Origin of the sequence: Streptomyces sp. NPDC001714 (assembly GCF_042892755.1) — a bacterium.
Lineage (GTDB): Bacteria > Actinomycetota > Actinomycetes > Streptomycetales > Streptomycetaceae > Streptomyces.
Genome location: NZ_JBIAUL010000005.1, coordinates 535,274 through 558,998 on the forward strand (window position 1 = coordinate 535,274; position 23,725 = coordinate 558,998).

The 23,725-nt window shown below is 71.9% G+C and carries 22 protein-coding genes; 7 read left to right on the forward strand and 15 right to left on the reverse strand.

The annotated features are described in order from the left end of the window. Position 1: 1 nt before the first annotated feature. From ACFY0P_RS16655 to ACFY0P_RS16675, 5 genes are all read right to left on the reverse strand, one after another. A complete protein-coding gene (locus tag ACFY0P_RS16655) occupies positions 2 to 895 on the reverse strand; it encodes a carbohydrate ABC transporter permease (RefSeq protein WP_388912689.1) in 894 nt (297 codons plus the stop codon). A gap of 2 nt (positions 896 to 897) precedes the next feature. Beyond that, positions 898 to 1,839, reverse strand: coding sequence for a sugar ABC transporter permease (locus ACFY0P_RS16660; RefSeq protein WP_351495410.1), 942 nt, complete (start codon positions 1,837 to 1,839; stop codon positions 898 to 900). 2 nt (positions 1,840 to 1,841) lie between these two features. Then, complete coding sequence (locus ACFY0P_RS16665) at positions 1,842 to 3,185, reverse strand: ABC transporter substrate-binding protein (RefSeq protein ID WP_388912693.1); 1,344 nt, start codon at positions 3,183 to 3,185, stop codon at positions 1,842 to 1,844. A 66-nt stretch (positions 3,186 to 3,251) separates the two neighbouring features. Further along, the gene (locus ACFY0P_RS16670) at positions 3,252 to 4,463 is read right to left on the reverse strand and encodes an ROK family protein (protein WP_388912696.1); all 1,212 of its coding nucleotides are present in this window, start codon (positions 4,461 to 4,463) and stop codon (positions 3,252 to 3,254) included. A 278-nt stretch (positions 4,464 to 4,741) separates the two neighbouring features. Next, positions 4,742 to 5,572, reverse strand: a complete 831-nt coding sequence (locus ACFY0P_RS16675) for a hypothetical protein (RefSeq protein WP_388912699.1) — start codon at positions 5,570 to 5,572, stop codon at positions 4,742 to 4,744. A 246-nt stretch (positions 5,573 to 5,818) separates the two neighbouring features. Here ACFY0P_RS16675 and ACFY0P_RS16680 point away from each other — a divergent pair, with 246 nt between their 5' ends. Beyond that, on the forward strand, positions 5,819 to 6,349 hold the full coding sequence (locus tag ACFY0P_RS16680) for a hypothetical protein (RefSeq protein ID WP_388912702.1): 531 nt from the start codon (positions 5,819 to 5,821) through the stop codon (positions 6,347 to 6,349). A gap of 12 nt (positions 6,350 to 6,361) precedes the next feature. Here the strand turns inward: ACFY0P_RS16680 and ACFY0P_RS16685 are convergent, their stop codons facing one another. Both ACFY0P_RS16685 and ACFY0P_RS16690 read right to left on the reverse strand, forming a co-directional pair. Next, the gene (locus ACFY0P_RS16685) at positions 6,362 to 6,982 is read right to left on the reverse strand and encodes a Uma2 family endonuclease (protein ID WP_388912705.1); all 621 of its coding nucleotides are present in this window, start codon (positions 6,980 to 6,982) and stop codon (positions 6,362 to 6,364) included. A 133-nt stretch (positions 6,983 to 7,115) separates the two neighbouring features. Further along, positions 7,116 to 8,219 carry a mechanosensitive ion channel family protein gene (locus ACFY0P_RS16690; protein ID WP_388912708.1) on the reverse strand — a complete coding sequence of 368 codons (1,104 nt, stop codon included), beginning with the start codon at positions 8,217 to 8,219 and terminating at the stop codon, positions 7,116 to 7,118. A gap of 352 nt (positions 8,220 to 8,571) precedes the next feature. Between ACFY0P_RS16690 and ACFY0P_RS16695 the strand changes: the two genes are divergently transcribed. Beyond that, positions 8,572 to 9,108, forward strand: coding sequence for an HNH endonuclease (locus ACFY0P_RS16695; RefSeq protein ID WP_181805740.1), 537 nt, complete (start codon positions 8,572 to 8,574; stop codon positions 9,106 to 9,108). An 88-nt stretch (positions 9,109 to 9,196) separates the two neighbouring features. Here ACFY0P_RS16695 and ACFY0P_RS16700 read toward each other — a convergent pair whose 3' ends face one another. Genes ACFY0P_RS16700 through ACFY0P_RS16710 form a run of 3 tightly spaced genes read right to left on the reverse strand, consistent with a single transcriptional unit; the run spans position 9,197 to position 11,795 of the window. Continuing rightward, positions 9,197 to 10,570 (reverse strand): FtsX-like permease family protein, encoded by a 1,374-nt coding sequence (locus ACFY0P_RS16700; RefSeq protein WP_388912711.1) that lies wholly within the window; start codon positions 10,568 to 10,570, stop codon positions 9,197 to 9,199. Then, the gene (locus ACFY0P_RS16705) at positions 10,567 to 11,265 is read right to left on the reverse strand and encodes an ABC transporter ATP-binding protein (RefSeq protein ID WP_388912714.1); all 699 of its coding nucleotides are present in this window, start codon (positions 11,263 to 11,265) and stop codon (positions 10,567 to 10,569) included. Before ACFY0P_RS16705 ends, ACFY0P_RS16700 begins: the two co-directional genes overlap by 4 nt. Beyond that, positions 11,262 to 11,795, reverse strand: coding sequence for a PadR family transcriptional regulator (locus ACFY0P_RS16710; RefSeq protein WP_388912717.1), 534 nt, complete (start codon positions 11,793 to 11,795; stop codon positions 11,262 to 11,264). The genes ACFY0P_RS16705 and ACFY0P_RS16710 overlap by 4 nt, the downstream gene beginning before the upstream one ends. 189 nt (positions 11,796 to 11,984) lie before the next feature. Here ACFY0P_RS16710 and ACFY0P_RS16715 point away from each other — a divergent pair, with 189 nt between their 5' ends. The 3 genes from ACFY0P_RS16715 to ACFY0P_RS16725 all read left to right on the forward strand — a co-directional run bounded on the left by ACFY0P_RS16715 (position 11,985) and on the right by ACFY0P_RS16725 (position 15,413). Further along, the gene (locus ACFY0P_RS16715) at positions 11,985 to 12,194 is read left to right on the forward strand and encodes a hypothetical protein (RefSeq protein ID WP_388912720.1); all 210 of its coding nucleotides are present in this window, start codon (positions 11,985 to 11,987) and stop codon (positions 12,192 to 12,194) included. Then, positions 12,195 to 14,243, forward strand: coding sequence for a 4-alpha-glucanotransferase (malQ, locus tag ACFY0P_RS16720; RefSeq protein ID WP_388912723.1), 2,049 nt, complete (start codon positions 12,195 to 12,197; stop codon positions 14,241 to 14,243). Between the two features lie 93 nt (positions 14,244 to 14,336). Beyond that, positions 14,337 to 15,413, forward strand: coding sequence for a helix-turn-helix transcriptional regulator (locus tag ACFY0P_RS16725; protein WP_388912727.1), 1,077 nt, complete (start codon positions 14,337 to 14,339; stop codon positions 15,411 to 15,413). On the opposite strand, the gene ACFY0P_RS16730 is transcribed toward ACFY0P_RS16725, so the two are convergent. Continuing rightward, complete coding sequence (locus ACFY0P_RS16730; RefSeq protein WP_388912730.1) at positions 15,404 to 16,396, reverse strand: SDR family oxidoreductase; 993 nt, start codon at positions 16,394 to 16,396, stop codon at positions 15,404 to 15,406. The genes ACFY0P_RS16725 and ACFY0P_RS16730 overlap by 10 nt on opposite strands. A 133-nt stretch (positions 16,397 to 16,529) precedes the next feature. On the opposite strand from ACFY0P_RS16730, the gene ACFY0P_RS16735 reads away from it, so the two are divergent. Then, positions 16,530 to 16,781, forward strand: coding sequence for a hypothetical protein (locus tag ACFY0P_RS16735; protein WP_388912733.1), 252 nt, complete (start codon positions 16,530 to 16,532; stop codon positions 16,779 to 16,781). 89 nt (positions 16,782 to 16,870) lie between these two features. On the opposite strand, the gene ACFY0P_RS16740 is transcribed toward ACFY0P_RS16735, so the two are convergent. Further along, positions 16,871 to 17,470, reverse strand: coding sequence for a TetR family transcriptional regulator (locus tag ACFY0P_RS16740; protein ID WP_388912736.1), 600 nt, complete (start codon positions 17,468 to 17,470; stop codon positions 16,871 to 16,873). Positions 17,471 to 17,646: 176 nt separating this feature from the next. On the opposite strand from ACFY0P_RS16740, the gene ACFY0P_RS16745 reads away from it, so the two are divergent. Further along, positions 17,647 to 19,110, forward strand: coding sequence for an FAD-dependent monooxygenase (locus ACFY0P_RS16745; RefSeq protein ID WP_388912740.1), 1,464 nt, complete (start codon positions 17,647 to 17,649; stop codon positions 19,108 to 19,110). A gap of 5 nt (positions 19,111 to 19,115) precedes the next feature. Here ACFY0P_RS16745 and ACFY0P_RS16750 read toward each other — a convergent pair whose 3' ends face one another. The 3 genes from ACFY0P_RS16750 to ACFY0P_RS16760 all read right to left on the reverse strand — a co-directional run bounded on the left by ACFY0P_RS16750 (position 19,116) and on the right by ACFY0P_RS16760 (position 23,668). Further along, the gene (locus ACFY0P_RS16750) at positions 19,116 to 19,574 is read right to left on the reverse strand and encodes a DUF5707 domain-containing protein (protein WP_388912743.1); all 459 of its coding nucleotides are present in this window, start codon (positions 19,572 to 19,574) and stop codon (positions 19,116 to 19,118) included. Positions 19,575 to 19,784: 210 nt separating this feature from the next. Then, positions 19,785 to 22,358, reverse strand: coding sequence for an aminopeptidase N (gene pepN / locus ACFY0P_RS16755; protein WP_388912746.1), 2,574 nt, complete (start codon positions 22,356 to 22,358; stop codon positions 19,785 to 19,787). 98 nt (positions 22,359 to 22,456) lie between these two features. After that, on the reverse strand, positions 22,457 to 23,668 hold the full coding sequence (locus tag ACFY0P_RS16760) for an IS701 family transposase (RefSeq protein WP_388912749.1): 1,212 nt from the start codon (positions 23,666 to 23,668) through the stop codon (positions 22,457 to 22,459). Positions 23,669 to 23,725 lie beyond the last annotated feature (57 nt).

The following is a 23,725-nucleotide window of genomic DNA, read 5'->3' on the forward strand; positions in this document are numbered from 1 at the left end:
GTTAACCCTTCACTCCGGTGAGCGTGACGCCCTCGACGAACGCCTTCTGGGCGAAGAAGAAGACGAGGATCACGGGGGCCATGACCAGCACGGTCGCGGCCATGGTCAGGTTCCAGTCGGTGTGGTGCATGCCCTTGAACGACTCCAGGCCGTAGGAGAGGGTCCAGGCGCCCGGGTTCTCCGAGGCGTAGATCTGGGGGCCGAAGTAGTCGTTCCAGGCGTAGAAGAACTGGAAGAGAGCGACGGCGGCGATGCCCGGCTTCGCCATCGGGATGACCACCCTGAGCAGCGTCCTGAGGTCGCCGCAGCCGTCCACCTTCGCCGCGTCCAGGTACTCGTTCGGGATCGTCATCAGGAACTGGCGCAGCAGGAAGATGGAGAACGCGTCGCCGAACGCCATCGGCACGATCAGCGGCCACAGGGTGCCGGACAGGTCCAGCTGCTTCGCCCAGAACAGGTACATCGGGATGATGACCACCTGCGGCGGCAGCATCATCATCGAGATCACCAGCATGAGCGACAGGTTGCGGCCCCGGAAGCGGAACTTGGCGAGCGCGTACGCCACCGGCAGCGAGGACACGACGGTCAGGACGGTGCCGAGGCCCGCGTAGATCAGGGTGTTCTTCCACCAGGTCAGGAAGCCCGGGGTGTCGAACACCTTCCTGTAGTTGCCCCACTCCCAGGTGTGCGGGATCAGGTCCCGGCTCAGCGCCTGGCTGTCGCTCATCAGCGAGGTCAGGAACACGAACACGAAGGGGAGGGTGAAGAACAGGGCGGCGGCGACGCCGAGGGAGTGGACCGCCACCCAGTTCAGCAACGCCTTGCGGCGGGCGGTGCGTTCGGCCTCCGACACCGGGGCCTTCAGCTCCGCCGGCCGGTCCAGTACTTGGGTCATCGTCAGTCACCTGCCTGGATGAGACCGCCCCGGCGCCGCATCAGGAACGCGGTGAACACCATGGACAGGGCGAAGAGCACGAGGGCGACGACACACGCGGAGCCGTAGTCGAAGCGCTGGAAGCCGAGGTTGTAGACCAGCTGGGGGAGGGTCAGCGTCGACTTCTCGGGATAGCCGGGCTCGAACTGCGTGCCCGCGCCCTGGATGACACCCGAGGCGACCTTTCCGGCGATGAGCGGCTGTGTGTAGTACTGCATCGTCTGGATGACACCCGTCACGACCGCGAACATCACGATCGGCGAGATGTTGGGCAGCGTGACGAACCGGAACCGCTGCCAGGCCGACGCGCCGTCCAGTTCCGCCGCCTCGTACTGCTCCTTCGGCACGTCGAGCAGCGCGGCCATGAAGATGACCATCAGGTCGCCGACGCCCCACAGCGCCAGCAGGGTCAGGGCCGGCTTGGACCAGGACGGGTCGTTGAACCAGCCCGGGGCCGGGATGCCGACCTTCTCCAGGATCGAGTTGACCGGCCCGGTACCGGGGTTGAGGAGGAACGCGAAGGCCATGGTCGCCGCGACCGGCGGGGCCAGGTAGGGCAGGTAGAAGAGGGTGCGGAAGACCCCCGTACCCGTCTTGATCTTCGTGATGAGCATGCCGACGCCGAGGCCGAAGACGACCCGGAGCGACACCATCACGATCACCAGCCACAGGGTGTTGCGCAGCGCGGGCCAGAAGTACGGGTAGTGCTCGAAGACGTACGTCCAGTTCTTCGTGCCGGTCCACGTCGGCGCCTTGAAGCCGTCGTAGTGCATGAAGGAGAAATAGACCGTGGAGATCAGCGGGTACGCGAAGAACACCGCGAACCCGATCAGCCAGGGCGACATGAAAGCGACCGTGCGAAGCGCCGACCGGCGGCGCTTCGACGCCAACGTGATGGTGCTCATCGCTACTTGGCCTGCGCGATGTCCGTGTCGATCTGCTTGGCCGTGGCCGCCAGACCGGACTTCAGGTCCTTGACCTTGCCGCTCTCGTAGTCGTATCCGAAGTTCTGGATCGTCGCCAGGTACACACCGCCGTTGATGGAGGCGGGAGACGTCGTGGAGTTCGGGTTGGCGGCGATGTCCAGGAAGGTCTTGAAGCGCGGGTCGTACGTCAGCTTCGGGGACTTCAGGGCGGCCAGCGTGGACGGCACGTTGTGGATGGCGTTGGAGAAGTTCACCACCGCGTCCGTGTCCGTGGTGATGTACTTGACGAACTCCCAGGCCGCGTTCTGCTTCTTGCTGTTGGCGGCGATACCGGCGATCGTGCCGGTGATGTAGCCCTTGCCGTACTGCGCGACCTGGTCGTCCGGCACGGGCAGCGGGGCGACGCCGATGTCGAACTTCGGCTTGGCCGCGAGCGCCATGCCGAGCCGCCACTCGCCGTCGAGCTGCATGGCGACCTGGCCGGTCTGGAAGGGGTGCTTGTCGCCCCACTCGTCGCCGAGCGTCGCCCGGTACTTCTCCAGCTTCTGGAATCCGCCGAGTTCGTCGACCAGGTTCTTCTGCAGCGTGAACGCCTCGGTGAAGGCGGGGTCCTTGGCGATGTTCGACTTGCCGTCGGAGGTGAAGTACGCCGGCGAGAACTGCGCCGCGTAGTGCTCGGTCGTGGTCTCCCAGCCGTGGTAGTCCGGCATGAAACCGAGCTGCTTGTAGCTGTCGCCCTGGCTGATCGTCAGCTTCTTGGCGTCCGCCTGGAATTCGGTCCACGTCTTCGGCGGGCTGGTGATGCCGGCCTTCTTGAACGCCGTCTTGTTGTAGTAGAGGCCGTACGCGTCACCGAGCAGCGGAACCGAGCAGCGGTTGCCGTCGTACTGGGTGTACTCGTTCATCGCCTTCGGGAACGTCGTCGCCGGGTCGATGCCGGACTTCTTGAAGAACGGGTTCAGGTCGACCAGCGCGCCCGAGGAACAGAACTTGCCGACGTTGTTGGTGGTGAACGACGAGATGACGTCGGGGGCCTTGTCACCGCCGCTGCGCAGCGCCTGGTTGATCTTGTCGTCGGTCATGTTGCTGACGACGTTGACGTGGATGTTGGGGTGCGCCTTCTCGAAGCCGGCGATCAGCGCGTTGACCGCCTTCACCTCGTTCGGGGCGCTCCAGGCGTGCCAGAAGTTGATGGTGGTGTTCGCGGAGGCGTCGTCGTCGGCTCCGGAGGACGACTGGCCGGTGCAGGCGGTGAGCAGGGCCAGTGAACTGGCCGCCGCGGTCAGGGCAAAAGCCGTCTTTCGGGCAGCGGAGGGTATGGGCATGGCGAGATCTCCCGGGGCGGGCGGTGTGCGTGGGAAGGGGCTGGCTGTGCGGGGGTGTGCGGGGGCTCAGCGCGAGGTGTCGAAGACCTCGTCGCGGGTGGCCGCGAGCGCGCTCTCCAGCGCGCCGCGGAGCACGGGGTGTTCACGGACGTCGCCGACGACGAGCCGCGGCCGGGCGGCCGCCAGCTCCTCCAGTTCGGCCTGGACGAGGGCGCGCAGCACCTCGCCGCCGGCGGTCAGGGCGGTGCCGCTGAGGACGACGAGTTCGGGGTCGAGGACGGAGACGAGGGAGGCGAGACCGGTGGCGAGCCGGGTCGCGTAGGTCCGCAGCAACTGGTGGTAGGGCCCGGTGGCGTGGTCGGCGGCGCGCGCGACGAGTTCGGCGGCCACCTCGTCGTACGGCCCGGCCGGCAGGTCCTCGATGCCCAGCTCGCGGGCCAGCCGGGGCACGGCCTGCGAACCGGCGAGTTCCTGGTAACCGCCGCTGTTGGCCTTGGTGACCTGGCGGACCAGCGGGGTGCCCGGCACCGGCAGGAAGCCGACCTCGCCGGCGCCGCCGGTCCAGCCGCGGTGCAGCCGGCCGCCGAGGACCAGGGCGGCGCCGAGGCCCTCCTGGTTCCACAGCAGCACGAAGTCGCCGTGGCCGCGGGCCGCGCCGAGCCGTTGCTCGGCGATGGCGGCGAGGTTGACGTCGTTCTCGTACTCGACCGGCATCGGCAGCGCGGCGGCGAGCTCGTCGAGCAGCGTGGGGGAGTGCCAGCCGGGCAGGTGCGAGGCGTACCGGAGCCGGCCGGTGTTCGGGTCGAAGGCGCCCGGCGTGCCGACGACGACCCGGTGGACGTCGTCCCGGGCCAGCCCGGCCGCCTTCACGGCGCCGTCCAGGGCGTCGGTGACCTGCCGTACGACGGACTGCGCGGGGCGCCGGCCCGGGGTCGGCAGCTCGTACTCGCCGACGGTGCGGCCGGTGACGTCGGCGACGGCGGCCCGGATCCGGCCCGGGTTGACGTCGAGGCCGGCGGCATGGGCGGCGCGCGGGTTCACCGAGTACAGCTGGGCGTTGGGGCCCGGCCGGCCCTCGCTGGTGCCGGTCGCCAGCACCAGCCCGGCCGCCTCCAGGCGGGCCAGCAGCTGGGAGGCGGTCGGCTTGGAGAGGCCGGTGAGCTTGCCGATCCGGGTGCGCGAGAGCGGGCCGTGCTCCAGCAGCAGGTCCAGTGCGGCGCGGTCGTTCATGGCGCGCAGCACGCGAGGGGTGCCCGGCGTACCGGCGGTTCCTGCCATGGGGTTCGACACCTGCCTTTCCAGCCGCTCAGTTTCCCAGTGATCGGGACGTTCGGTCCACCCGGGTGACCCGCTCGAACCGTCCATCCGTTGATCACTGTTAGGAAAGTTTCCTGTTGGCTGGAAAACGTAGGCCGCCGGAAGGAGAGCGTCAATAGCCCGCCGGGGCGGCAACCCAGTCGTTACCTGGGCTTGGACATGCGAAGGGGCAGGCGAAGGGCCCGCCCGGAAGATCCGGACGGGCCCTTCGGTGGGTGGGCGGCGCTAGTGGAGGACCGTTACTTCACCTTGACGTAGTCACCGGTCGCGGTCGCCGCCGCGGTGGTCGTCGTACCCGCGAAGACGTACCGGTAGTAGCCGCTCTTCGACGCCTTCACCGTGGTGGACAGGGAGCCGCCGGTGCCGGAGGTGATCGCCTTCACGTTCGTGTAAGTCCTGCTGCCCTCGGCACGGAACTGCAGGACGGCCTTCTGCCCCGAGTAGCCCTTGTAGGTCGAGGAGTCCCAGTTCGCCCGGGTGAGCTTGCCCTTGACGGTGATCGTCCTGCCCTTCACCACCGGCTCGGGCGAGGCGTCGGCCGTCAGCCTGGCCGCGCGCTGCACCTTCGCGGTGGCGAGGTTGCCCCAGATCGCGGTGCCGGAGTTGTAGCTCAGGAAGTCGTCCGAGCTGGTGCCGTCGGCGTAGGTGTAGAAGCCGCCGGCCTTCCAGGTGGTGGCGTCGGCGGCCTCGAACAGGCCGTAGGTCGGGTCGACGACGATCTTCTCGGAGCAGCTCTCGGTGACGGTCGTGTCCGTCGTCGCCGTCGTCGTGCAGGTGGGGTCGTCGTCCGGTCCCACCATGTTCTGCATCGTCTTCAGGGTGCCGCGGTACAGGATCACCCCGGCGAACGACTTGGTGCCTTCGATGTCCACGTCGACGGGCCGGGTCAGGGTGTACGTCGCCGGCACGCTCATCGTCTTGGTGCCGACGACGATGGCCTTGCCGTGGTTCACCGTCACGTCGGTGAACTTCAGGTCGGGCGTGCTGGTGGCCGCGGAGGCGGCGGGCGCCGCGAGACCCGCGAGGGCCAGGGCACCGGACAGGGCGGTGCCTATGGCGAGCTTTCTCATCTTCCCCACCTTCGAGACGGTCCCCCGGGCGGCGTCGCGCTCCAGAACAAGGGCCCGTAGTGGGGCGACCATAGATCATCACGGACGCGGGGAGAACGCGGGGGGCCTGTGAAGGCCTTCTGAATCCGGCCGTGGCCGGTTTGCGATCACGGCTGCGTCACGATCTTCGTCCGCGCTGGTGGGGACGGCCCTTCTCGCAGTTTCCTGCCTTGTGTTCCGGGCACCGACCAGGAGAGGGGGGAGCGCGTGGCTCACCGGAGACGGCTGTTCGCCCGGCTGCTGCGGCGCAGCCTCGCCGACTTCGTGCCCCTGATGCTGGGGATGTACGTCATCGGCTTCATCGACCGCGGCCTCGCCTGGTCGGCCGTGCGCGAGGCCACCGGGGTCGCGGTGGTGTGGACCCTGGCCTCGCTGCTCTGGGCGGTCTGGCGGATCCGTTCGCTGGCGCGGCGTGCGCACGGCCTGGGCATCGAGGTCACCGAGAAGATCCTGGACGACACCCAGACCCACACCGTCACCGGCATCCCGTTCGACCGCGTCCGCGCCCGGCTGGAGGCGGCCCGGCGGGCCACGGACCTCACCGGTGGCAATCCGCTCCGCTTCCGCTGGCACCCGTACCGCACCCGGGTGTCCGTCCAGGGCGAGGTCGCCTACGACGTCATCGCGGGCGAGGCCCACGTGGAGGTCCGCACCTCCGGAAACCTGGAGAACGGCTTCTTCCGGGGCGCCGGGTTCACCGTGCTGTGCCAGATAGTGCGCACGCTCGAAGGCCGCTGAGCCGAGGGCCGCTCAGTCGGCGAGGAAGGGGGCCGTGTCGAGGGTGGGGTAGGGGGCAGGGAGGGGGAGCGGGTCGCCGAGGCTCACCTTCTCGTCGGTCTTGTAGTAGGCCTCGGTGGCGTCGTCGCCGGGGAGGACGGGGTCGGTGTAGCAGTGCGCGGTATTGGTGTGGCGGTCGATGAGGACGTAGACCGGGATGCCTGCGGCTGCGTAGGTGCGGAACTTGGGGCCGGTGTCGGTCTCGTGGTTGGTGAAAGTGACCTCGCCGACGAGGGTGATCATGTCGGCCGGATACCAGCCTTTATGCGCTTTGCGGTACGACTCGTCGAGTTCGGTCGCCTTGCGGCGGCGGACGTAGAAGTCGGGGATGAACAGCGCCATGGTCTTGCCGTCCTTGTGGGCGGCCCGGTAGCCGTTTCCCATGCCCACGAGTCGGATACCGGCTGCGCGGAACTGGAAGCCCAGCTCGAATGCGCCGTGGTTGTGGTTGTCGTTCGCCGTCGGCGGCACGATGGCCATCCCCTCGATGTATTCGGGTCGAATCGGCGCTACCGACGCCTCCTCGATCGCGATCAGCAGATCGATGGGGTCCTGCTCCGTCATGATCATCTCCATGATCGGCTCGGCGCTCATCCCTGGTTCTCCTCACGCTGACGCCAGGCTAAGCCCGCCATGGGTGCCCCGGCAGAACGATGGGGCACCCCGGACGTCATAAGACGCCGGAATGCCCCGCCGTTCACTCGAACGAGTGTGCTGAACCGTTCCGCTACTTCCCGGGCGTCGCCGAGCGCTGCGAAGAGATCGGTGCCGTCGCCGCCACCTGCGGCGAGTCCGAGTCGGCGAACACCGCCGGCGCCGCCACCCCTGCCGTGCGGTCCGGGGTCTCCTCGTCCAGGAGTACGGCCGTCTCGCCGCCCACGATGCGGATGTGCGCCGCGTCGAACGCCCGCTTGATCCGCCAGCGCAGCTCGCGCTCGACGGTCAGCGCCTTGCCCGGCATGGTCTTCGCGGAGACGCGGACCACCATCGAGTCGATGAGCACGGAGTCCAGGCCGAGCACCTCGATGGGGCTCCACAGGACCTCGTTCCAGGGCTCTTCCTTGGCCATCTTCTCGGCGACCTCGTCGAGGGTGGCCCGGACCCGGTCCAGGTCCTCGCCGGCCCGCACGGTGACGTCGACGCCCGCCGTGGCCCAGCCCTGCGAGAGGTTCCCGATGCGCTTGATCTCGCCGTTGCGGACGTACCAGATCTCGCCGCTCGCGCCGCGCAGCTTGGTCACGCGCAGGCCCACCTCGACCACCTCGCCGGAGGCGACGCCCGAGTCGATCGAGTCGCCGACGCCGTACTGGTCCTCCAGGATCATGAACACGCCGGACAGGAAGTCCGTGACCAGGTTCCGGGCGCCGAAACCGATCGCGACACCGGCGACACCGGCGGAGGCCAGCAGCGGCGCCAGGTCGATCTGGAAGCTGCTCAGCACCATCAGCGCGGCCGTGCCGAGGATCAGGAAGCTCGCCACCGACCGCAGCACCGACCCGATCGCCTGCGAGCGCTGCCGCCGCCGCTCGGCGTTGACCAGCAGCCCGCCGAGGGTGGTGCCCTCCGCCGACTCGGCCGTCCGGTTCATCCGGTCGATGAACTTGGTTATCGCCCGCAGCACGACCTTTCTGAGCACCACCGCGATCACCACGACCAGCAGCACCTTCAGCCCGATCGCCAGCCACGTCGACCAGTTCTGCTCGACCCAGCTGGCCGTGTGCGCGGCGCTCTCCTGGGCGTCCTGGAGCGTGGGCACGGTCGCTGTCTCCGACTCCGAGGGGGTCGGCGACGGCGACGGACCGGCGGCCAGTAGGACGGCGGGCAAGGACACGGCGGGTACCTCCAGGCGGTGCGGTACTGCCCTCCGGCACGGCGAACAAGGTCAGGTACGGCGTTCAAGGTCACGGAAAGGTCACCGGACGGACAGGAACACCACACTAACGGGGCATTGTGTGTGGGCCGGGCCGATACGAGAAGGAGAGACCGTGCTCACGCCCGCTTCTCACCACCGCTTGAACAGGCCCGCTTGAAACGGGGTGCGACCGGGGGATGAATGCGGTGTGGTCGAAAACACTCCCAGCCCGTTACCGGGAGATGGTGGCGCGTCCACCAGGCAGGAGGGGAGACTGGCCACAGATCGTCCCGGCGCGAGCCACGCGCCGCCGACGCCCAAGGAGGCCCCCGTGCCGCATGTCCTGGTCCTCAACGCGTCGTACGAGCCGCTCGGCGTCGTACCGCTCCGCCGCGCGCTCGTCCTCGTCCTGGAGAACAAGGCTGTCGCCTTGGAGGAATCGGGCGCCTATATGCACAGCGCAACCGTCACAGTCCCCGCACCCAGCGTGGTCCGGCTCAAGCGATTCGTACGGGTTCCCTACCGGGGGCCCGTTCCTCTCACCCGAAGGGCGCTCTTCGCGCGCGACGGGGGCCGGTGCATGTACTGCGGTGGCGTCGCAACCAGCGTCGACCACGTCATCCCGCGCAGTCGCGGGGGTCAGCACGTCTGGGACAACGTGGTGGCGTCCTGCCGCCGCTGCAACCACGTCAAGGCCGACCGCCATCTCTTCGAGATCGGCTGGCGGCTGCGGCACAAACCAGCCCCACCCACCGGCCTGGCCTGGCGCATCATCGGGACCGGCCATAGGGACCCGCGCTGGCTGCCCTACTTGCAGCCGTACGGCGCGGACGACGCCCTGGCCCGGATCGACGGCATCTCCGCCTGACGATCCGGGCCTTCGCACACCCGGGCACGCGTGTGCTCCGGCCTTCGGAGGTCCCCGTGCCCCCGGAGGCCGGACACCCGTGCGGCGGTCATGCGTAGCGCAGCTCCGCCGGACGCACCGAGCGGTGCAGCAGCGGGAGCGCGGTGGCCGCCGCCAGCAGACAGGCGCCGTAGACCGCGAGCGGAACCAGCAGGGGCGGGTACGGCACCGCCGGCACGGCGTACCTCACGGCGGCGGAGGCGTACCAGACGCCGATCGCCATGCCGCCCGTGCCCGCCACCAGGACCGCCGGGGCCAGCGGCAGCGCGGTCTCCAGGAGCAGCGCCCGGGCCAGCACACCGCGAGGCACTCCGGCGGCGGTCTGCGCGGCCAGGCCCCGGCGCCGGGTGGCCAGCGACTCGGCGGTGCCGACGGCGAGACCGGACAGGACGATCGCCAGGGCGACGAGGATCGCGGCGGCCGTGAGGTCAAGACCCGTCGTGTAGTACGTGAGGCCCGTGCCCAGGTGGCCTGCCCGGTCCATGGCGTGCAGATCCGCGAGCAGCACCTGCCGCACCCCCACGAACCCCGTGCCCACGACGGTCACCAGCAGGACCGCCGCGTGCGTGCGCGCCGCCGACCACGGGTCATCGTGCAGCCTTTCCGCAGCGATCAGCAGCGCCGGGCTCTGTGCACGGGCGGCGAGCACCCGGCCCAGCCACCGGGACGACCAGCCCGCCAGCCACACCGCCGAGGCGCCGACCAGCAGACAGCCGGCGAAGACCGCCGACGGGCCGAGGGCGGCCCCGACGAGGGGGAACGCGAAGCGACCGCCGGCGAACGCGGCCGCCGCGACCAGCACCGTCGGGACGGCCAGCAACCCGGTCGCCACCAGGGACAGCCGCCCAGGACCCCGGGCCGGACGCACCCGCCGGAGCCGGCCCAGCGGCGAGGCCACCACCCGGCGCAGTGCCAGAGCGCTGACGGCCGCGCCCAGCACCGGCACCAGCACGGCCACCAGGGCGATGCCGGCCCACGCCGCCGGGTCGGGCCGGTGCCACAGGCGCAGCAGCGACGGCACGGAGATCACGGTGGCCACGGCCGAACCGGCCAGGCAGGCGAGCCCCGACTCCAGCGCCGCGATCCGCCGCACCTGCCCGGGCGTGGCACCCGCCAGCCGCAGCGCGGCCAGCCGCCGGTCGCGGTGCACCGCGCCGACCCGCGCGCACTGCCCGAGGAACCCGAACACCGGGATGAACAGCAGCAACAGCGCGGTGATCACCCCGTCGCGTGTTCCGGGCTCGTCGAGCAGCCCGGCGCCGACCGGGACGCTGTACTGCCCGTCCATCGGGACGAGGACCGCTATCACCAGCCCGATGCCCGTCGCCGTGGCCGCCCCGATCGCCGTCAGCAGGGCCCGCCACCACTCCCGCCGGTCCGAACCCCGGGTGAGCAGCAGCGCCAGTCGCAGGTCGGCCCTCACGCCGCCACCCCCAGCGGCGCCACGATCCCGTCGCTCAGCCGCACCTCGCGGTCCGCGTACGCCGCGACCTGGGCGTCGTGGGTGATCAGCAGCACGGCCGTGCCCGACTCGCGGGCCGTGTGCGCCAGCGACGTCATCACCTGCTCGCTCGCCAGCGAGTCCAGCGCCCCCGTCGGCTCGTCCGCGAAGACCACCCTCGGGCCGGTCACCAGCGCCCGTGCCAGGGCGGCCCGCTGGGCCTGGCCGCCGCTCATCTCGCCCGGCCGCAGCTCCTCCTGACCGCGCACCCCGAACCGCTCCAGCCACTCGCCGGCCCGCGCCCGGGCCTCGGTGCGGGCCGCTCCGCCCAGCATCAGCGGCAGCGCCACGTTGTCCAGGGCGGTCAGTTCCGGGATCAGCTGCCCGAACTGGAAGACCACACCGAAGTCGGAGCGCCGCAGTTCGCTCAGCCGCTTCTCCGGCAGCCGGTCGAGCCGCAGTCCGTCGTAGGCCACCGAGCCGGCGTCCGGTCGCACGATCCCGGCCAGGCAGTGCAGCAGCGTGGACTTGCCACTGCCGCTGGCCCCGGTCACGGCGAGGATCTCGCCGGGGCGCAGTTCGACGGACGCGCCGCGCAGTGCCGCTGTCCTGCCGTGCGCCTTGACGAGGTCACGGCCCGCCAGAAGCGGCACCGAGGAGTCCCCCTTGTTGCTCATGCTGCGTCGACCTCCGCGGTCAGAGTGGTCAGCCGGGCCGCCGTGGTGTTCATCCAGCGGAGGTCGGCATCGAGGTGGTTGAGCGCATAGTCCGCCGAGAGCACGGTCGCCAGATCGGCGCCCCGGGCCGTCTTCACGGCCGTGAGTTCCCGCATCCGCTCCATGTGCGCGGCACGCTGGGCGTCCAGATAGGCGGCCGGATCGCCGCCGGCCAGGATCGAGACGACGACCTTGGCGAAGATCTCGTTCGCCACGAAGGGCGCGGGCGGCGCGATCTCCCCGGCCCAGCGGGCCAGTTCACGGGCCCCGTCGTCCGTCGACCGGTACAGCGTCCGCTCCGGCCCCCCGTCGGCGCCGGTCCCCTCGACCTCGGCCAGACCGTCACGGACCAGGCGTTGCAGGGTCGTGTACACCTGTCCGTAGGCCAGCGGACGGGCCTGCGGAAAGCGTTCGTCGTGGCGCCGTTTGAGGTCGTAGCCATGGCTCGGCCCTGCCTCCAGCAGCCCCAGAAGGATGTGCCGGGTGCTCATGGGCACCAGTATACACTGGATACATGTACTGAGTGAATAGTGGGACGTGGCCTGGGCGGAGCCCGTCGCGTCGCCCCGCTGATCGCCGTCCGCGGGACGGTCGCGGGGAGTGCCCTCGCATCGACTGGGTAGGCCTGCTCTGACCCGGCTTCACGCCGCCGTACCCGACGTCATGACGAGGAGGCCGCCGTGGCCGCAACGGTTCATCATCCGATCCCGGCCCAGTTCAAACCCCCGGTGCAGACCGCGGAGGAGCCCCACCTGTGCGTGTTCAGCGCCGAGAGCGCCTGCGCGCAGGCCCCGCTGACCAGTGAGCCGCCGCTGCCCGACGCCGAGCCCCTCACCAGCGAACCGCCGCTGGCCGACGCGGTCCCGCTGACCAGCGAGCCGGGGTTGTAGATGAACGAAGCCCTGGACCCGGGGCTGTGCCGGCTCGCGGAGCTGCACGGCGTCGCCACCTCCTACAGCCCCGCCCCGGACCGCACGGTCGCCGCCTCCGCCGGTGCCGTGACCGCCGCGCTGGGCGCGCTGGGCGTCGACGCGAGCGGCCCGGAGGCCGTCCGCACCGCCCTCGCCGACCGGGAGCGGGAACTCGCCGGACGGCTGCTGCCGCCGACGGTCGTCCACTGGGCGGGCACCGGCGAGATCGCCCTCGGCCTGCCCGCGGGCACCCGCCTGGAGGTGCGGACGGAGGACGGGGAGAACCGGGACGACGTGCGGGGCCTGCCGCCCGGGGTGCATCTGCTGACCGCCGCCGCCCCCGACGGCCGCACCGCCCGCGCCCACCTGGTCGTCGCCCCCGACCGGCTGCCCACCCCCGCCGGCCGCTCGTACGGAATCCTCGTCCAGCTCTACTCGCTCCTGTCCCGCCGCTCCTGGGGCATGGGCGACCTCGGCGACCTCGCCGAGCTGGCCGGCTGGGCCGGACGCACCGCCGGCGCGGGATTCGTGCAGGTCAACCCGTTGCACGCGGCGGTACCCGGAGTCCCGACCGACCCGTCCCCCTACCGGCCCTCCTCCCGCCGCTTCCCCGACCCGGTGCACCTGCGGCCGGAGGCCGTCCCCGAGTACACCGCGGACGACAGTGCCGGCCTGCGTGCCGGGCGCCTGCGCTCCGCCGTCCTCGACCAGGGCGCCCTCATCGACCGGGACGCCGTGTGGGAGCTGAAGCGGGAGGCGCTGGAGAAGGCGGCCGCCGCCCCGCTCGCCGCCGACCGGCAGGCTGCCTACGACGCCTTCCGCGCCGAGGAGGGGCAGGCCCTGGAGGACCACGCCACCTGGTACGCGCTCGCCGAGCGGCACGGCTCCGACTGGCACCGGTGGCCCGAGGCCCTGCGCGACCCCCGTTCGCCGGAGACCGCCCGCGCCCGCGCCGAACTGGCCGGCCGCGTCGGCTTCCACGCCCGCCTCGCCTGGCTCACCGTCACCCAGCTCACCGCGGCCCAGCGCGCCGCCCGCGAGGCCGGGATGCCGGTCGGGATCGTGCACGACCTCGCCGTCGGCGTGCACCCCGCGGGCGCCGACGCCTGGGCCCAGCAGGACCACTTCGCCGCCGGGATGTCCGTCGGCGCCCCGCCCGACGCCTTCAACGCCCGCGGCCAGGACTGGGGCCTGCCGCCCTGGCGCCCCGACCGCCTCGCCGCCTCCGGCCACGCCCCCTTCCGCGAACTCCTGCGCGCCCTCTTCCGCTACGCCGGGGCCCTGCGCATCGACCATGTGATGGGCCTGTTCCGGCTGTGGTGGGTACCGCAGGGCAGCCCGCCCACCGAGGGCACCTACGTCCGCTACGACGCCGAGGCCATGCTCGCCCTGCTGGCGCTGGAGGCGACCCGTGCCGGAGCGGTGGTGATCGGGGAGGACCTGGGCACGGTGGAGCCGGGGGTGCGCGAGACGCTCCAGCGGCACGGGGTGCTCGGCACGTCCGTGCTCTGGTTCGAACGGGACTGGGAGGGCGACGGCCGCCCGCTGCCCCCGGAACGCTGGCGCGCCGACTGCCTCGCCACCGCCACCACCCACGACCTGCCGCCCACCGCCGCCCGCCTCACCGGTGAACACGTCGAACTCCGCGACCGCCTCGGCCTGCTCACCCGCCCCCTGGCGGAGGAACGGGCCGAAGCGGCGGCCGACACCGCGGAATGGCTGGCCCTGCTGACCCGGCTGGGCCTGCTCGCCGCGTCCGAGTCCGGCGACGAGGAGGCCGAGATCCGGGCCGTCCACCGCTTCCTGCTCCGCACCCCGGCCCGCATGATCGGCGTCTGGCTCCCGGACGCCGTCGGCGACCGCCGCCCCCAGAACCTCCCCGGCACCTGGGACCAGTACCCGAACTGGCGGCTTCCGATCGCCGACGCCAAGGGCCGCCCGGTGACACTGGAGGAGCTGACGGCCTCGGAGCGGGTACGGGCGTTGTTCCGGACCCTGCACACGGACCGCCCGTCCGCGGCACCCTGACGACGACCCGGTCCCCGGCGTGAGCCGGCCGGTCCCCGGCAGCCGTTCGGGGGCCGGGAGCCGTCCGGGGCGCCGGTCCACGATCCTTGAGTCATGCGTGCCGCCCGCCTGATCCGCATGGCGCTTCTCGTCCAGTCCAGCCCCGGCCTGACCGCCGACGCCCTCGCCCGCGAGCTGGACGTCTCCCGGCGCACGGTGATCCGTGACGTCCAGGCCCTGCAGGAGGCGGGCGTTCCCATCCGGTCCGAGCGCGGCCGAGCGGGCGGCTACCGCCTGGCGCCGGGCCACCGGACCCGGCTCACCACGCTGCATCCCACCGAGGCGGAGACGCTCTACCTCTCCGGCCTGCCCACGGCCCTGCGCGACCTGGGACTGTCGGACGCGGCGGACACCGCCCGGCTGAAGCTGTCGGCCACCCTGCTCCCTTCGCTGCGCGCGGCGGCCGAGGCGTCGGTGCGCCGCTTCCACCTGGACGCCCCGGCCTGGTTCCGCGAGCCGTCCGCACCGGAGCTGCTCCCGGAGCTGGCCCGCGCCGTGTGGTCCGACCGCACCGTCGAGCTGGACTACGCCCGGCCGGGCCGGGACGGCGCGCCGCCCCACACGGTGACCCGCCTGCTGGAGCCGTACGGGCTCGTCCTGAAAGCGGGGGTCTGGTACGTCGTGGGCCGGGTCCCGGCCGAGCGGCCTGGCCGGGACAGCACCTGGCGTACCTACCGCGTCGACCGCGTCACGGCACTCGCCCCCGCTTCCGGCGCCGGCGACCCCTTCGTCCGCGACCCGTCCTTCGACCTGGCCGCGCACTGGCAGGCCCACGCCGCAGGGTTCGCCCGGGCGCTGCTGCGCACGACCGTCACCGTGCGGCTGACCGGGCGCGGCGTGCGTCGCCTGCCCGCCGTGGCGGACCCGGCCGGCGTGGCCGGAGCGCTGGCGTCCGCGACCGCGCCGGACGCCGCCGGGCAGGTCACGCTGGACCTGCCGGTGGAGTCGGAGGACGTCGCCTTCGGGCAGCTGACCGGGCTGGGCGCGGACGTGGAGGTGCTGGCCCCGGCGGGCCTGCGCGCCCGCTTCCGCGAGCACGCGCGGGCCCTGGCCGCGCTGTACGACGCGGCGCCGGGGGACCAGCGGGGTGCGTCGGACGATCAGCGGGGTGCGTCGGACGATCAGCGGTAGTCGTCCGGCGAGCCGTCCTTCCCGCCGTGGAAGACGTCCTCGAAGTACGCCAGGGCGTCCGGCCGGCTGCCGTCCACGTCCCGTACGCCGTAGGTCCTGGCGAGCTCGGCGCTGGAGGTGGACCTGCCGTTCCAGCGGGCGGCCCGGTCCGGGTCGGCGGCGAGCGCGGCGACCGCGCGGGCGAGGTAGTGCGGCGACTCGGCGACGGCGAAGTGCGGATCCTGGGCGACGGCGTCGCGCCAGTTCTCCTCGGTCACGCCGAAATGGGCGAGCATCTGCTCCGAGCGCAGGAAGCCCGGCGTGACGGCGACCGCCGTGCCCCCGTACTCCGCCAGCTCCTGGCCCAGTCCGAAGGCGATGCGGATCGGGGCGTTCTTCGCGAGGTCGTAGTAGAGGTTCTCGCGGTAACGGCGGTTGGAGACCGCCGTGCCGTCGGTGACCTCCACGTGCAGTGGCGCGTCCGAGCGGACCAGGAGCGGGAGGGCGAGGGCCGCGGTGATCACGTGCGAGCGCACCCCGAGGTCCAGGATCCGCAGGCCGTCGGCGAGCGGTGTCTCCCAGCTCTTCCTGCCGAAGACGGAGCCGGCGAGCAGGTGCTCGCCGCCCCAGAGGTCGTTGACGAGGATGTCGAGCCGCCCCTGTTCACGGCCGATCCGCTCGACGAGGACCCGGACCCGGTCCGGGTCCAGGTGGTCGGTGGGGACGGCGATGCCGGTGCCGCCCGCCGCGGTGACCAGCTCCGCGGTCTCCTCGATGGTCTCCGTGGTCCGGCCGACCTCGCTGGCGCGCTCGCGGGTGGTGCGGCCGGTGACGTAGGCGGTGGCGCCGGCGCGGCCGAGTTCGACGGCGAGGGCCCGTCCGGCGCCGCGGGTGGCCCCGGCGACGAGCGCGATCCGGCCGGCGAGCCGGGTGCTGACGTCCCGGGCGTCCTGGGTGCTGACGTCCTGGGTGCTGAGGTCGTGGGTGCTGAGGTCCTGGTCCATGTCACCACGGTGCCTGCCAAAGGTGACAGTTCACGTCACCTTTCTCCGGGGATCCACCCGCGCCCCGGGCCACGGCGGCTTACGGGTACCCCCGGGCGCGCGCCCCCCAGGTCGGCCCGCTAACTTTGGCTTCGTGGACAAGAAGAACGCCCTGCGCGCCGGCGCCCTGGCTGCCGGTACGACGCTGATGATGCTGCTCATGTCGTCGCCCGCCCTCGCGCTTGCGCGCGACGACGGTGACGACCCCGGCAACGGCCTGAGCGTCGTCCAGACGCTGGGTCTGTACGTCCTGATCCCGCTCGTGCTCTTCGCGGTCATCGCCGGTCTGGTGATGGTGCTGGACAAGTCCAAGGTCCGGGTCACCAAGCCGAAGGCCAAGGCGTAGGCCCGAAGCTCCCTACTCCACCGAGGGCGCCGGTCGCCTCCCGTACGTACCGCACGTACGGGAGCCGACCGGCGCCCTCGGCGCTTCGCTCAGGGGCTCGGCGCGGTCAGGTACCGCTGCACGGTCGGCCCGAGCCACGCCACGATCTCCTCCCGGACCAGCGCCGCGACCGGCGGCAGCCGCACCACGTAACGGGTCAGGGCGAGCCCCATCAGCTGCGCCGCGCACAGCCCCGCCCGCGTCGCCACCTGCTCGGGATCCGGGCACAGCCGCTGCGCCACCGGCACCACCTGCTCCCGGAAGATGCCCTGCAGGCGCTCGGCGCCCGCCTTGTTGGTGACGGCGACCCGCAGCACCGCGGTGAGCTCCTCGTTCGCCTCCCAGATGTCCAGGAAGTGGCCCACCAGCGCGTGTCCGACCTCGGTGCGCGGTACCTGGGACACGTCGGGCATCCGCAGGTCGAGCGTGACGGCGGCCGCGAAGAGGCCGTCCTTGCTGCCGAAGTAGCGCATGACCATCGAGGGGTCGATACGGGCGTCCTTGGCGATGGCGCGGATGGTGGCGCGCTCGTAGCCGTCGGCGGCGAAGCGTTCGCGGGCGGCGGCCAGGATGGCGGAGCGGCTGGCGTCGGAGCGGCGCGCCGCCGGGCCGTTCCCGGAAACTGTGCTTCTGCTGGGGGTGCCGGTCATGCCAACGAGCGTAGGCCAACAAATGTGGGCCAACAAGTGTTGACTGCGGATCGGGCCCGCCTTAGGTTGGTCAACAAGCGTTGGTCAACAAGTGTTGGTCAACGTCTGTTGGTCGACGCCCGTTGGTCAACAAATGTTGGCAAACGGGCGTGGGTATAGGCATCCAGGAGGCCCTCATGAACGGCACGACTGGCACCCCCGAAACCTCCCGTGTGATCGTCGTGGGCTCCGGCCCCACCGGCCTGCTCCTCGCCGGTGACCTCGCCGCCGCCGGCATCCCGGTCACGCTCCTCGAAAAGCGCCCCCACAAGATCAGCAACCTCTCCCGCGCCTTCGTCCTGCACGCCCGCGCCCTGGAGCAGCTCGACGCCCGGGGTCTCGCCGACCCGCTCGAAGCCGTCGGCCAACCCCTCGGCCGGCTCAACCTCTTCAACGGGCTCACCCTCGACCTCGGCACCCTGCCCTCCCGCTTCCGGCACGTCCTCGTCCTCCCGCAGTACGAGGTCGAGAAGGTGCTGGAGCGCCGGGCGGCCGAGGCGGGCGTCGACTTCCGCAACGAGTGCGAGGTGACCGGCCTGACCCAGGACGCCGCCGGGGTCACCGTGCGCGTCAAGGGTGGTGAGAGCCTGCGGGCCGCGTACGTGGTCGGCACCGACGGCATGCACAGCGCGGTGCGGGAGGCGGTCGGGCTGCCGTTCCCGGGCAGGTCGGCGATCCGGTCCGTGGTCCTCGCCGACGTGCTGCTCGCCGAGAAGCCCGAGACGCTGCTGACGGCCGCCGCGGTCGGCGACGCGTTCGCGTTCCTGGCGCCCTTCGGCGACGGCTACTACCGCGTCATCTGCTGGCACCGCGGCCGGGACGTCCCCGACCACGAGCCGGTCGGCCTCGACGAGGTCAGGGAGATCACCCGGCTCGCCCTGGGCAAGGACTACGGGATGCACGACGCCCGCTGGATGTCCCGCTTCCACAGCGACGAGCGCCAGGTGCCCAGCTACCGGGTCGGCCGGGTCTTCCTGGCCGGCGACGCGGCGCACGTGCACACCCCGGCCGGCGGTCAGGGGATGAACACCGGACTGCAGGACGCGGCCAACCTGAGCTGGAAGCTCGCCGCCGTGCTGCACGGCCACGCGGATCCCGGCCTGCTCGACACCTACCAGAGCGAACGCCACCCGGTCGGCAGGTCGGTCCTGCGCAGCAGCGGCGCCATCGTCCGCCTCGCCATGGCCAAGGGCCCCATGCTGGCGGTGCGCGGCCTGCTCATCCGCGCGCTCGGCCATGCCGCCCCGGTCCGCCGCAGGATCATGGCCCAGGTCACCGGCATCGGCTACGACTACCCCGCACCGCGAGGCGCCCACCGCCTCACCGGCACCCGGGTCCCCGACCTCGCCCTGGCCGCCGCCCCCGGCGGCGGCCGCCTGTACGAGGCCCTGCGCGGCGGCCGGTTCGTGCTGGTCACCCCCGCCGCGGGTCCGTACGGCACGGGCGCGGCCACCCCGTACGGCGACCGGCTGGCCGTGGCGCACTGGCGGAGCGGCCGCCGTACGGCCGTTCTGGTGCGCCCCGACGGATACGTGGCCTGGGCGGGCGAGGACGCCCGGCTGCCGGACATCGAGAAGGCGCTGGCCACCCACGTCGGGTGACCGGTTCAGGCGAGGGTGAAGTCCGCGGCCTTGGTGTCGAGGGTGGTGTGCCCGTCCTTCGCCGTGGCGAGCACGGCGATGTGCCAGGCGCCGTGCGCGGACCCCGCGGCGTCGGCGTCGGACACCGCGGCCTTGTACACGCACCGGACGGTGTTACCGCCGGCCGGCGTGCAGGTCGCCGACTCCACTTCGGCCATGTCCTTGGCGGTCAGCGGCTCCGTCGCGAACCCGGACTTCTCCGGCCAGGCCAGCACCTTCAGGTTCTTGACGCCGGAGGGCGCGGTGACCTCGGTGGTGAAGGAGAGCGAGCCCTTGTGGCCGCCCTCGGGAGCGGTGTAGCGGACGGTGCTGTGCGCCAGGGCGGGCGACGGCTTCTGGTCGCCGGCGTAGGCGAGGGCGAAGGCCCCGGCACCTCCGAGCACGACGACACCGGCGACCACGGACAGGGCGATACGACGGGACATGGCGAGTTCTCCGTGACTGGCTCAGGGCGGCTCAGGCTGTCTGAGCCGGACGACCCGGCGCTCTCTGCCGCGCCGTTGCGTCGATCCTCGCAACGCGCGGGCGCCCCCGGCGTGAGCACGGATACTCAACTCGTCCTGGGTGATGGGTACTTCGCGCATAGGGTGGGGCGCCCGGTGGAGATCCCACCGGGCGCCCCGACGACGTACCGCCTACTGGGCGGCCGCGTCCGCCGCCTGGGCCTTCAGGGCGCGCTCGACGCCCGCGCGGGACTCCGAGACGAGCCGGGCCAGGGCCGCGTTCGGCTGGGCCGTGGCCAGCCAGGTGTCCGTCTTGGCCAGGGTCTCCTGGGAGACCTGGAGGGACGGGTAGAGGCCGACCGCGATCTGCTGGGCGATCTCGTGCGAGCGGGAGTCCCACACCGACTTCAGGATCTCGAAGTACTTGTCGGTATACGGCGCCAGCAGCTCGCGCTGGTCGGTCTGGACGAAGCCGCCGATCACCGCCTCCTGCACGGCGTTGGGCAGCTTGTCGGAGTCGATGACCGACGCCCAGGCCTCCGCCTTCGCCTCCTCGGTCGGGCGGGCGGCGCGGGCGGTGGCCGCGTGCCGCTCACCGGCGGCCGTCCGGTCCCGCTCGTACTCGCCCGCGATCTCCGCCTCGTCGAAGCGGCCGACCGCCGCCAGCCGCTCCACGAACGCCCAGCGCAGCTCGGTGTCGACGGCCAGGCCCTCGATGGTGTGGGTGCCCTCCAGCAGGCTGTCCAGGAGGTCCAGCTGCTCCGGGGTGCGGGCGGTGGCCGCGAAGGCGCGGGCCCAGGCCAGCTGATGGTCGCTCGCCGGCGCGGCGGACCGCAGGTGGGCCAGCGTGGCGTCGGTCCAGCGGGTGAGCAGGGCCTCGCGGGCGGTCGGGTCGGCGTACAGCTCGATGGCGAGCTTCACCTGGCGGTGCAGGGACTGGACGACACCGATGTCCGACTCCTTGCCGATGCCGGACAGCACGAGGGACAGGTACTCGCGGGTGGGGAGTTCCGCGTCCCGGGTCATGTCCCAGGCCGAGGCCCAGCACAGCGCACGGGGCAGCGAGGACTCGAAGTCGCCGAGGTGCTCGGTGACGAAGTGCAGCGACTGCTCGTCCAGGCGCACCTTGGCGTACGACAGGTCGTCGTCGTTGAGCAGGAACACCGCAGGCCGGCGGCGGCCGGACAGCTGCGGTACGGCGGTCAGCTCGCCGTCCACGTCCAGCTCGATCCGGTCGGTGCGCACCAGCTTGCCGGTCGCCTCGTCGAGGTCGTACAGGCCGATCGCGATCCGGTGCGGACGCAGCGTCGGCTCGCCCTTCGCGCCGGCCGGCAGTGCCGGGGCCTCCTGGCGGATGGCGAAGGAGGTGACGACACCGTCGGCGTCCGTCTCCACCTCCGGGCGCAGGATGTTGATCCCGGCGGTCTGCAGCCACTTCTTCGACCAGGTGCTCAGGTCACGCCCGGAGGTCTCCTCCAGGGCGCCCAGCAGGTCGGACAGGCGCGTGTTGCCGAACGCGTGCCGCTTGAAGTACGCCTGCACGCCCTTGAAGAACTCGTCCATGCCGACGTACGCGACCAGCTGCTTCAGGACCGAGGCGCCCTTGGCGTAGGTGATGCCGTCGAAGTTCACCAGCACATCGTCGAGATCCCGGATCTCGGCCATGATCGGGTGGGTGGAGGGCAGCTGGTCCTGCCGGTACGCCCAGGTCTTCATGGAGTTGGCGAACGTTGTCCACGAGTGCGGCCAGCGCGAGCCGGGGGCGTACGCCTGGCAGGCGATGGAGGTGTAGGTGGCGAACGACTCGTTCAGCCACAGGTCGTTCCACCACTCCATGGTGACCAGGTCGCCGAACCACATGTGGGCCAGCTCGTGCAGGATGGTCTCGGCCCGCGTCTCGTACGCCGCGTCGGTCACCTTGGACCGGAAGACGTACTGGTCGCGGATGGTCACCGCGCCCGCGTTCTCCATCGCGCCCGCGTTGAACTCCGGCACGAACAGCTGGTCGTACTTGGTGAACGGGTACGCGTAGTCGAACTTCTCCTGGAACCAGTCGAAGCCCTGCCGGGTCACCTCGAAGATCGCGTCCGAGTCGAGGAACTCGGCGAGGGACGGCCGGCAGTAGATGCCGAGCGGGACGCTCTGGCCGTCCTTCTCGTACACGCTGTGCACCGAGTGGTACGGGCCGACGATCAGGGCGGTGATGTACGACGAGATGCGCGGCGTCGGCTCGAAGACCCAGGTGTCGTCCTTGGGCTCGGGCGTCGGAGAGTTCGAGACGACCGTCCAGCCCGTCGGCGCCTTCACGGTGAACTGGAAGGTCGCCTTCAGGTCCGGCTGCTCGAAGGAGGCGAAGACCCGGCGGGCGTCCGGCACCTCGAACTGGGTGTAGAGGTACGCCTGCTCGTCGACCGGGTCGACGAACCGGTGCAGGCCCTCGCCCGTGTTGGTGTACGCGCAGTCGGCGACCACCCGGAGGATGTTGCGGCCCCGGAGCAGGCCGGGCAGCGCGATCCGGGAGTCCGCGAAGACGTCCGCGGGGTCGAGGGCGTCGCCGTTCAGGGTGACCTCGTGGACCGCGGGGGCCACCAGGTCGATGAAGGATTCGGCGCCGGATTCGGCGACGTCGAAGCGCACCGTGGTCGCGGACCGGTAGGTACCGCCCTCCTGCGCGCCGGAGAGGTCGAGATCGATCTCGTACGAGTCAACGGTGAGCAGCTTCGCCCGCTGCTGTGCCTCTTCGCGAGTCAGGTTTGTGCCAGGCACGCGGTCATCTCCTCGTTATGTGTGGGTTGCGCCATCCTTCCACGGGAGCGGGGAGGAGGGCGACGAGGGAAAACCCCAGAGATCGCTCGGTCAGGGCCTCAGGCCGCCTCCCGGTGCCGGGCCGGCCGGGACAGCCGACCGTAGGCGTAGGCGGCCGAGACCAGGGTCATGTGCCGGTGCCAGCCGGGGAACGAGCGGCCCTCGAAGTCGAGCAGCCCGTAGTGCTCGCCCAGGGCGGACACGGTGGCGAGCGTGCCGGTGTGCAGGGCGGCGAGGGCGAGCAGGTCGGCCATCCGGCGCTCGGGCAGGTTGGTCAGCCAGACCCGGCCCAGCCGCTGGCGGGCGGTGTCCCACTCGGCGAAGACCCGGCCCGCCGAGGCGACCCGGCCGCCGCCCGGCCTGAGGCCCGGGATCTCGGCCGGGCCGGAGATCACCTGGATCCGGCGCGGGCGGCCGTCGGGTCCGGCCGTCACGGCCGCGTCGGGGTGCCGGGTGCCGCCCCGCAGCAGCAGCTGACGGGCCGAGAGCGGCGCGGCCGGTTCCCGCCGGCCGTGCCCGGCCTGCGGCTCGGGGGCCAGCGGCAGCTGACCGCTCACCGCGAGCACGAAGTCGTGCCCCCGCCCGTGCAGCCGCTCGACCAGCGGCCGTACGTCGGTGACGCTCGTCAGGTCGGCGACCACCGGTGCCCGCACCACACCGGGCTGCGCGGCCAGCGCGTCGACGAGGTCCAGGGCGTGCGCCCACAGGGCCAGCGGCCGGGTCTCCTCGGGGACCCGGGCCCGGCGCCGTACCTCCTCGTCGCCCGTCCAGCGCTCGGGCAGGTGCAGCCGCCAGTCGACCGGTACGTGGCCCTCCTCGCCGGAGAGGAACAGGGCGAGGCCGAGCTGGCAGTTGACGGTCCGGCCCTGCTCGCGGACGAACCGGCGGTGCACGCCCACCGAATGCGCGCCGCGCTTGGGCAGCACGGTGGGCGCGAGCGTCCAGGCGCGGGTGGCCAGCCGTTCGCCGGTCCAGCGGACCAGTTCCTGGCGGGTGGCGTCCCACTCCCAGGGACTCGCGTTCACGAACTGCTGGAGCGACTGGGAGGCGGTCGGCGACGACGTCACCGTCTCGGCCATCCGGCGTACGGACTTCTTGCCCGGGGTCGCCAGCAGGCCGTGCAGGTACACCTGCCCCCACCGCTGCTGGTCGGCCCGGGGCAGATGCCCGAACAGCCGCCGGCCGAACCGGACGAGGTCGGCGTGGCCGCCGTTGGCCCGCCCCCGGCCGCCCGTCTTCCGTGTCTCCCTCGCGTCCCGGGCCTCTCGCATGTCCCGGACTTCTCGAATCGCTGACACTCCATCCCCCTCGGCGCGGTGCGATCCAGT

Bases quoted from the DNA above. Each gene is read 5' to 3' on its own strand.
- ACFY0P_RS16655 (WP_388912689.1), bottom strand. From the start codon at position 895: ATGACCCAAGTACTGGACCGGCCGGCGGAGCTGAAGGCCCCGGTGTCG.
- ACFY0P_RS16660 (WP_351495410.1), bottom strand. From the start codon at position 1,839: ATGAGCACCATCACGTTGGCGTCGAAGCGCCGCCGGTCGGCGCTTCGC.
- ACFY0P_RS16665 (WP_388912693.1), bottom strand. From the start codon at position 3,185: ATGCCCATACCCTCCGCTGCCCGAAAGACGGCTTTTGCCCTGACCGCG.
- ACFY0P_RS16670 (WP_388912696.1), bottom strand. From the start codon at position 4,463: ATGGCAGGAACCGCCGGTACGCCGGGCACCCCTCGCGTGCTGCGCGCC.
- ACFY0P_RS16675 (WP_388912699.1), bottom strand. From the start codon at position 5,572: ATGAGAAAGCTCGCCATAGGCACCGCCCTGTCCGGTGCCCTGGCCCTC.
- ACFY0P_RS16685 (WP_388912705.1), bottom strand. From the start codon at position 6,982: ATGAGCGCCGAGCCGATCATGGAGATGATCATGACGGAGCAGGACCCC.
- ACFY0P_RS16705 (WP_388912714.1), bottom strand. From the start codon at position 11,265: ATGAGCAACAAGGGGGACTCCTCGGTGCCGCTTCTGGCGGGCCGTGAC.
- ACFY0P_RS16710 (WP_388912717.1), bottom strand. From the start codon at position 11,795: ATGAGCACCCGGCACATCCTTCTGGGGCTGCTGGAGGCAGGGCCGAGC.
- malQ (WP_388912723.1), top strand. From the start codon at position 12,195: ATGAACGAAGCCCTGGACCCGGGGCTGTGCCGGCTCGCGGAGCTGCAC.
- ACFY0P_RS16725 (WP_388912727.1), top strand. From the start codon at position 14,337: ATGCGTGCCGCCCGCCTGATCCGCATGGCGCTTCTCGTCCAGTCCAGC.
- ACFY0P_RS16730 (WP_388912730.1), bottom strand. From the start codon at position 16,396: ATGGACCAGGACCTCAGCACCCACGACCTCAGCACCCAGGACGTCAGC.
- ACFY0P_RS16740 (WP_388912736.1), bottom strand. From the start codon at position 17,470: ATGACCGGCACCCCCAGCAGAAGCACAGTTTCCGGGAACGGCCCGGCG.
- ACFY0P_RS16745 (WP_388912740.1), top strand. From the start codon at position 17,647: ATGAACGGCACGACTGGCACCCCCGAAACCTCCCGTGTGATCGTCGTG.
- ACFY0P_RS16750 (WP_388912743.1), bottom strand. From the start codon at position 19,574: ATGTCCCGTCGTATCGCCCTGTCCGTGGTCGCCGGTGTCGTCGTGCTC.
- ACFY0P_RS16760 (WP_388912749.1), bottom strand. From the start codon at position 23,668: ATGCGAGAGGCCCGGGACGCGAGGGAGACACGGAAGACGGGCGGCCGG.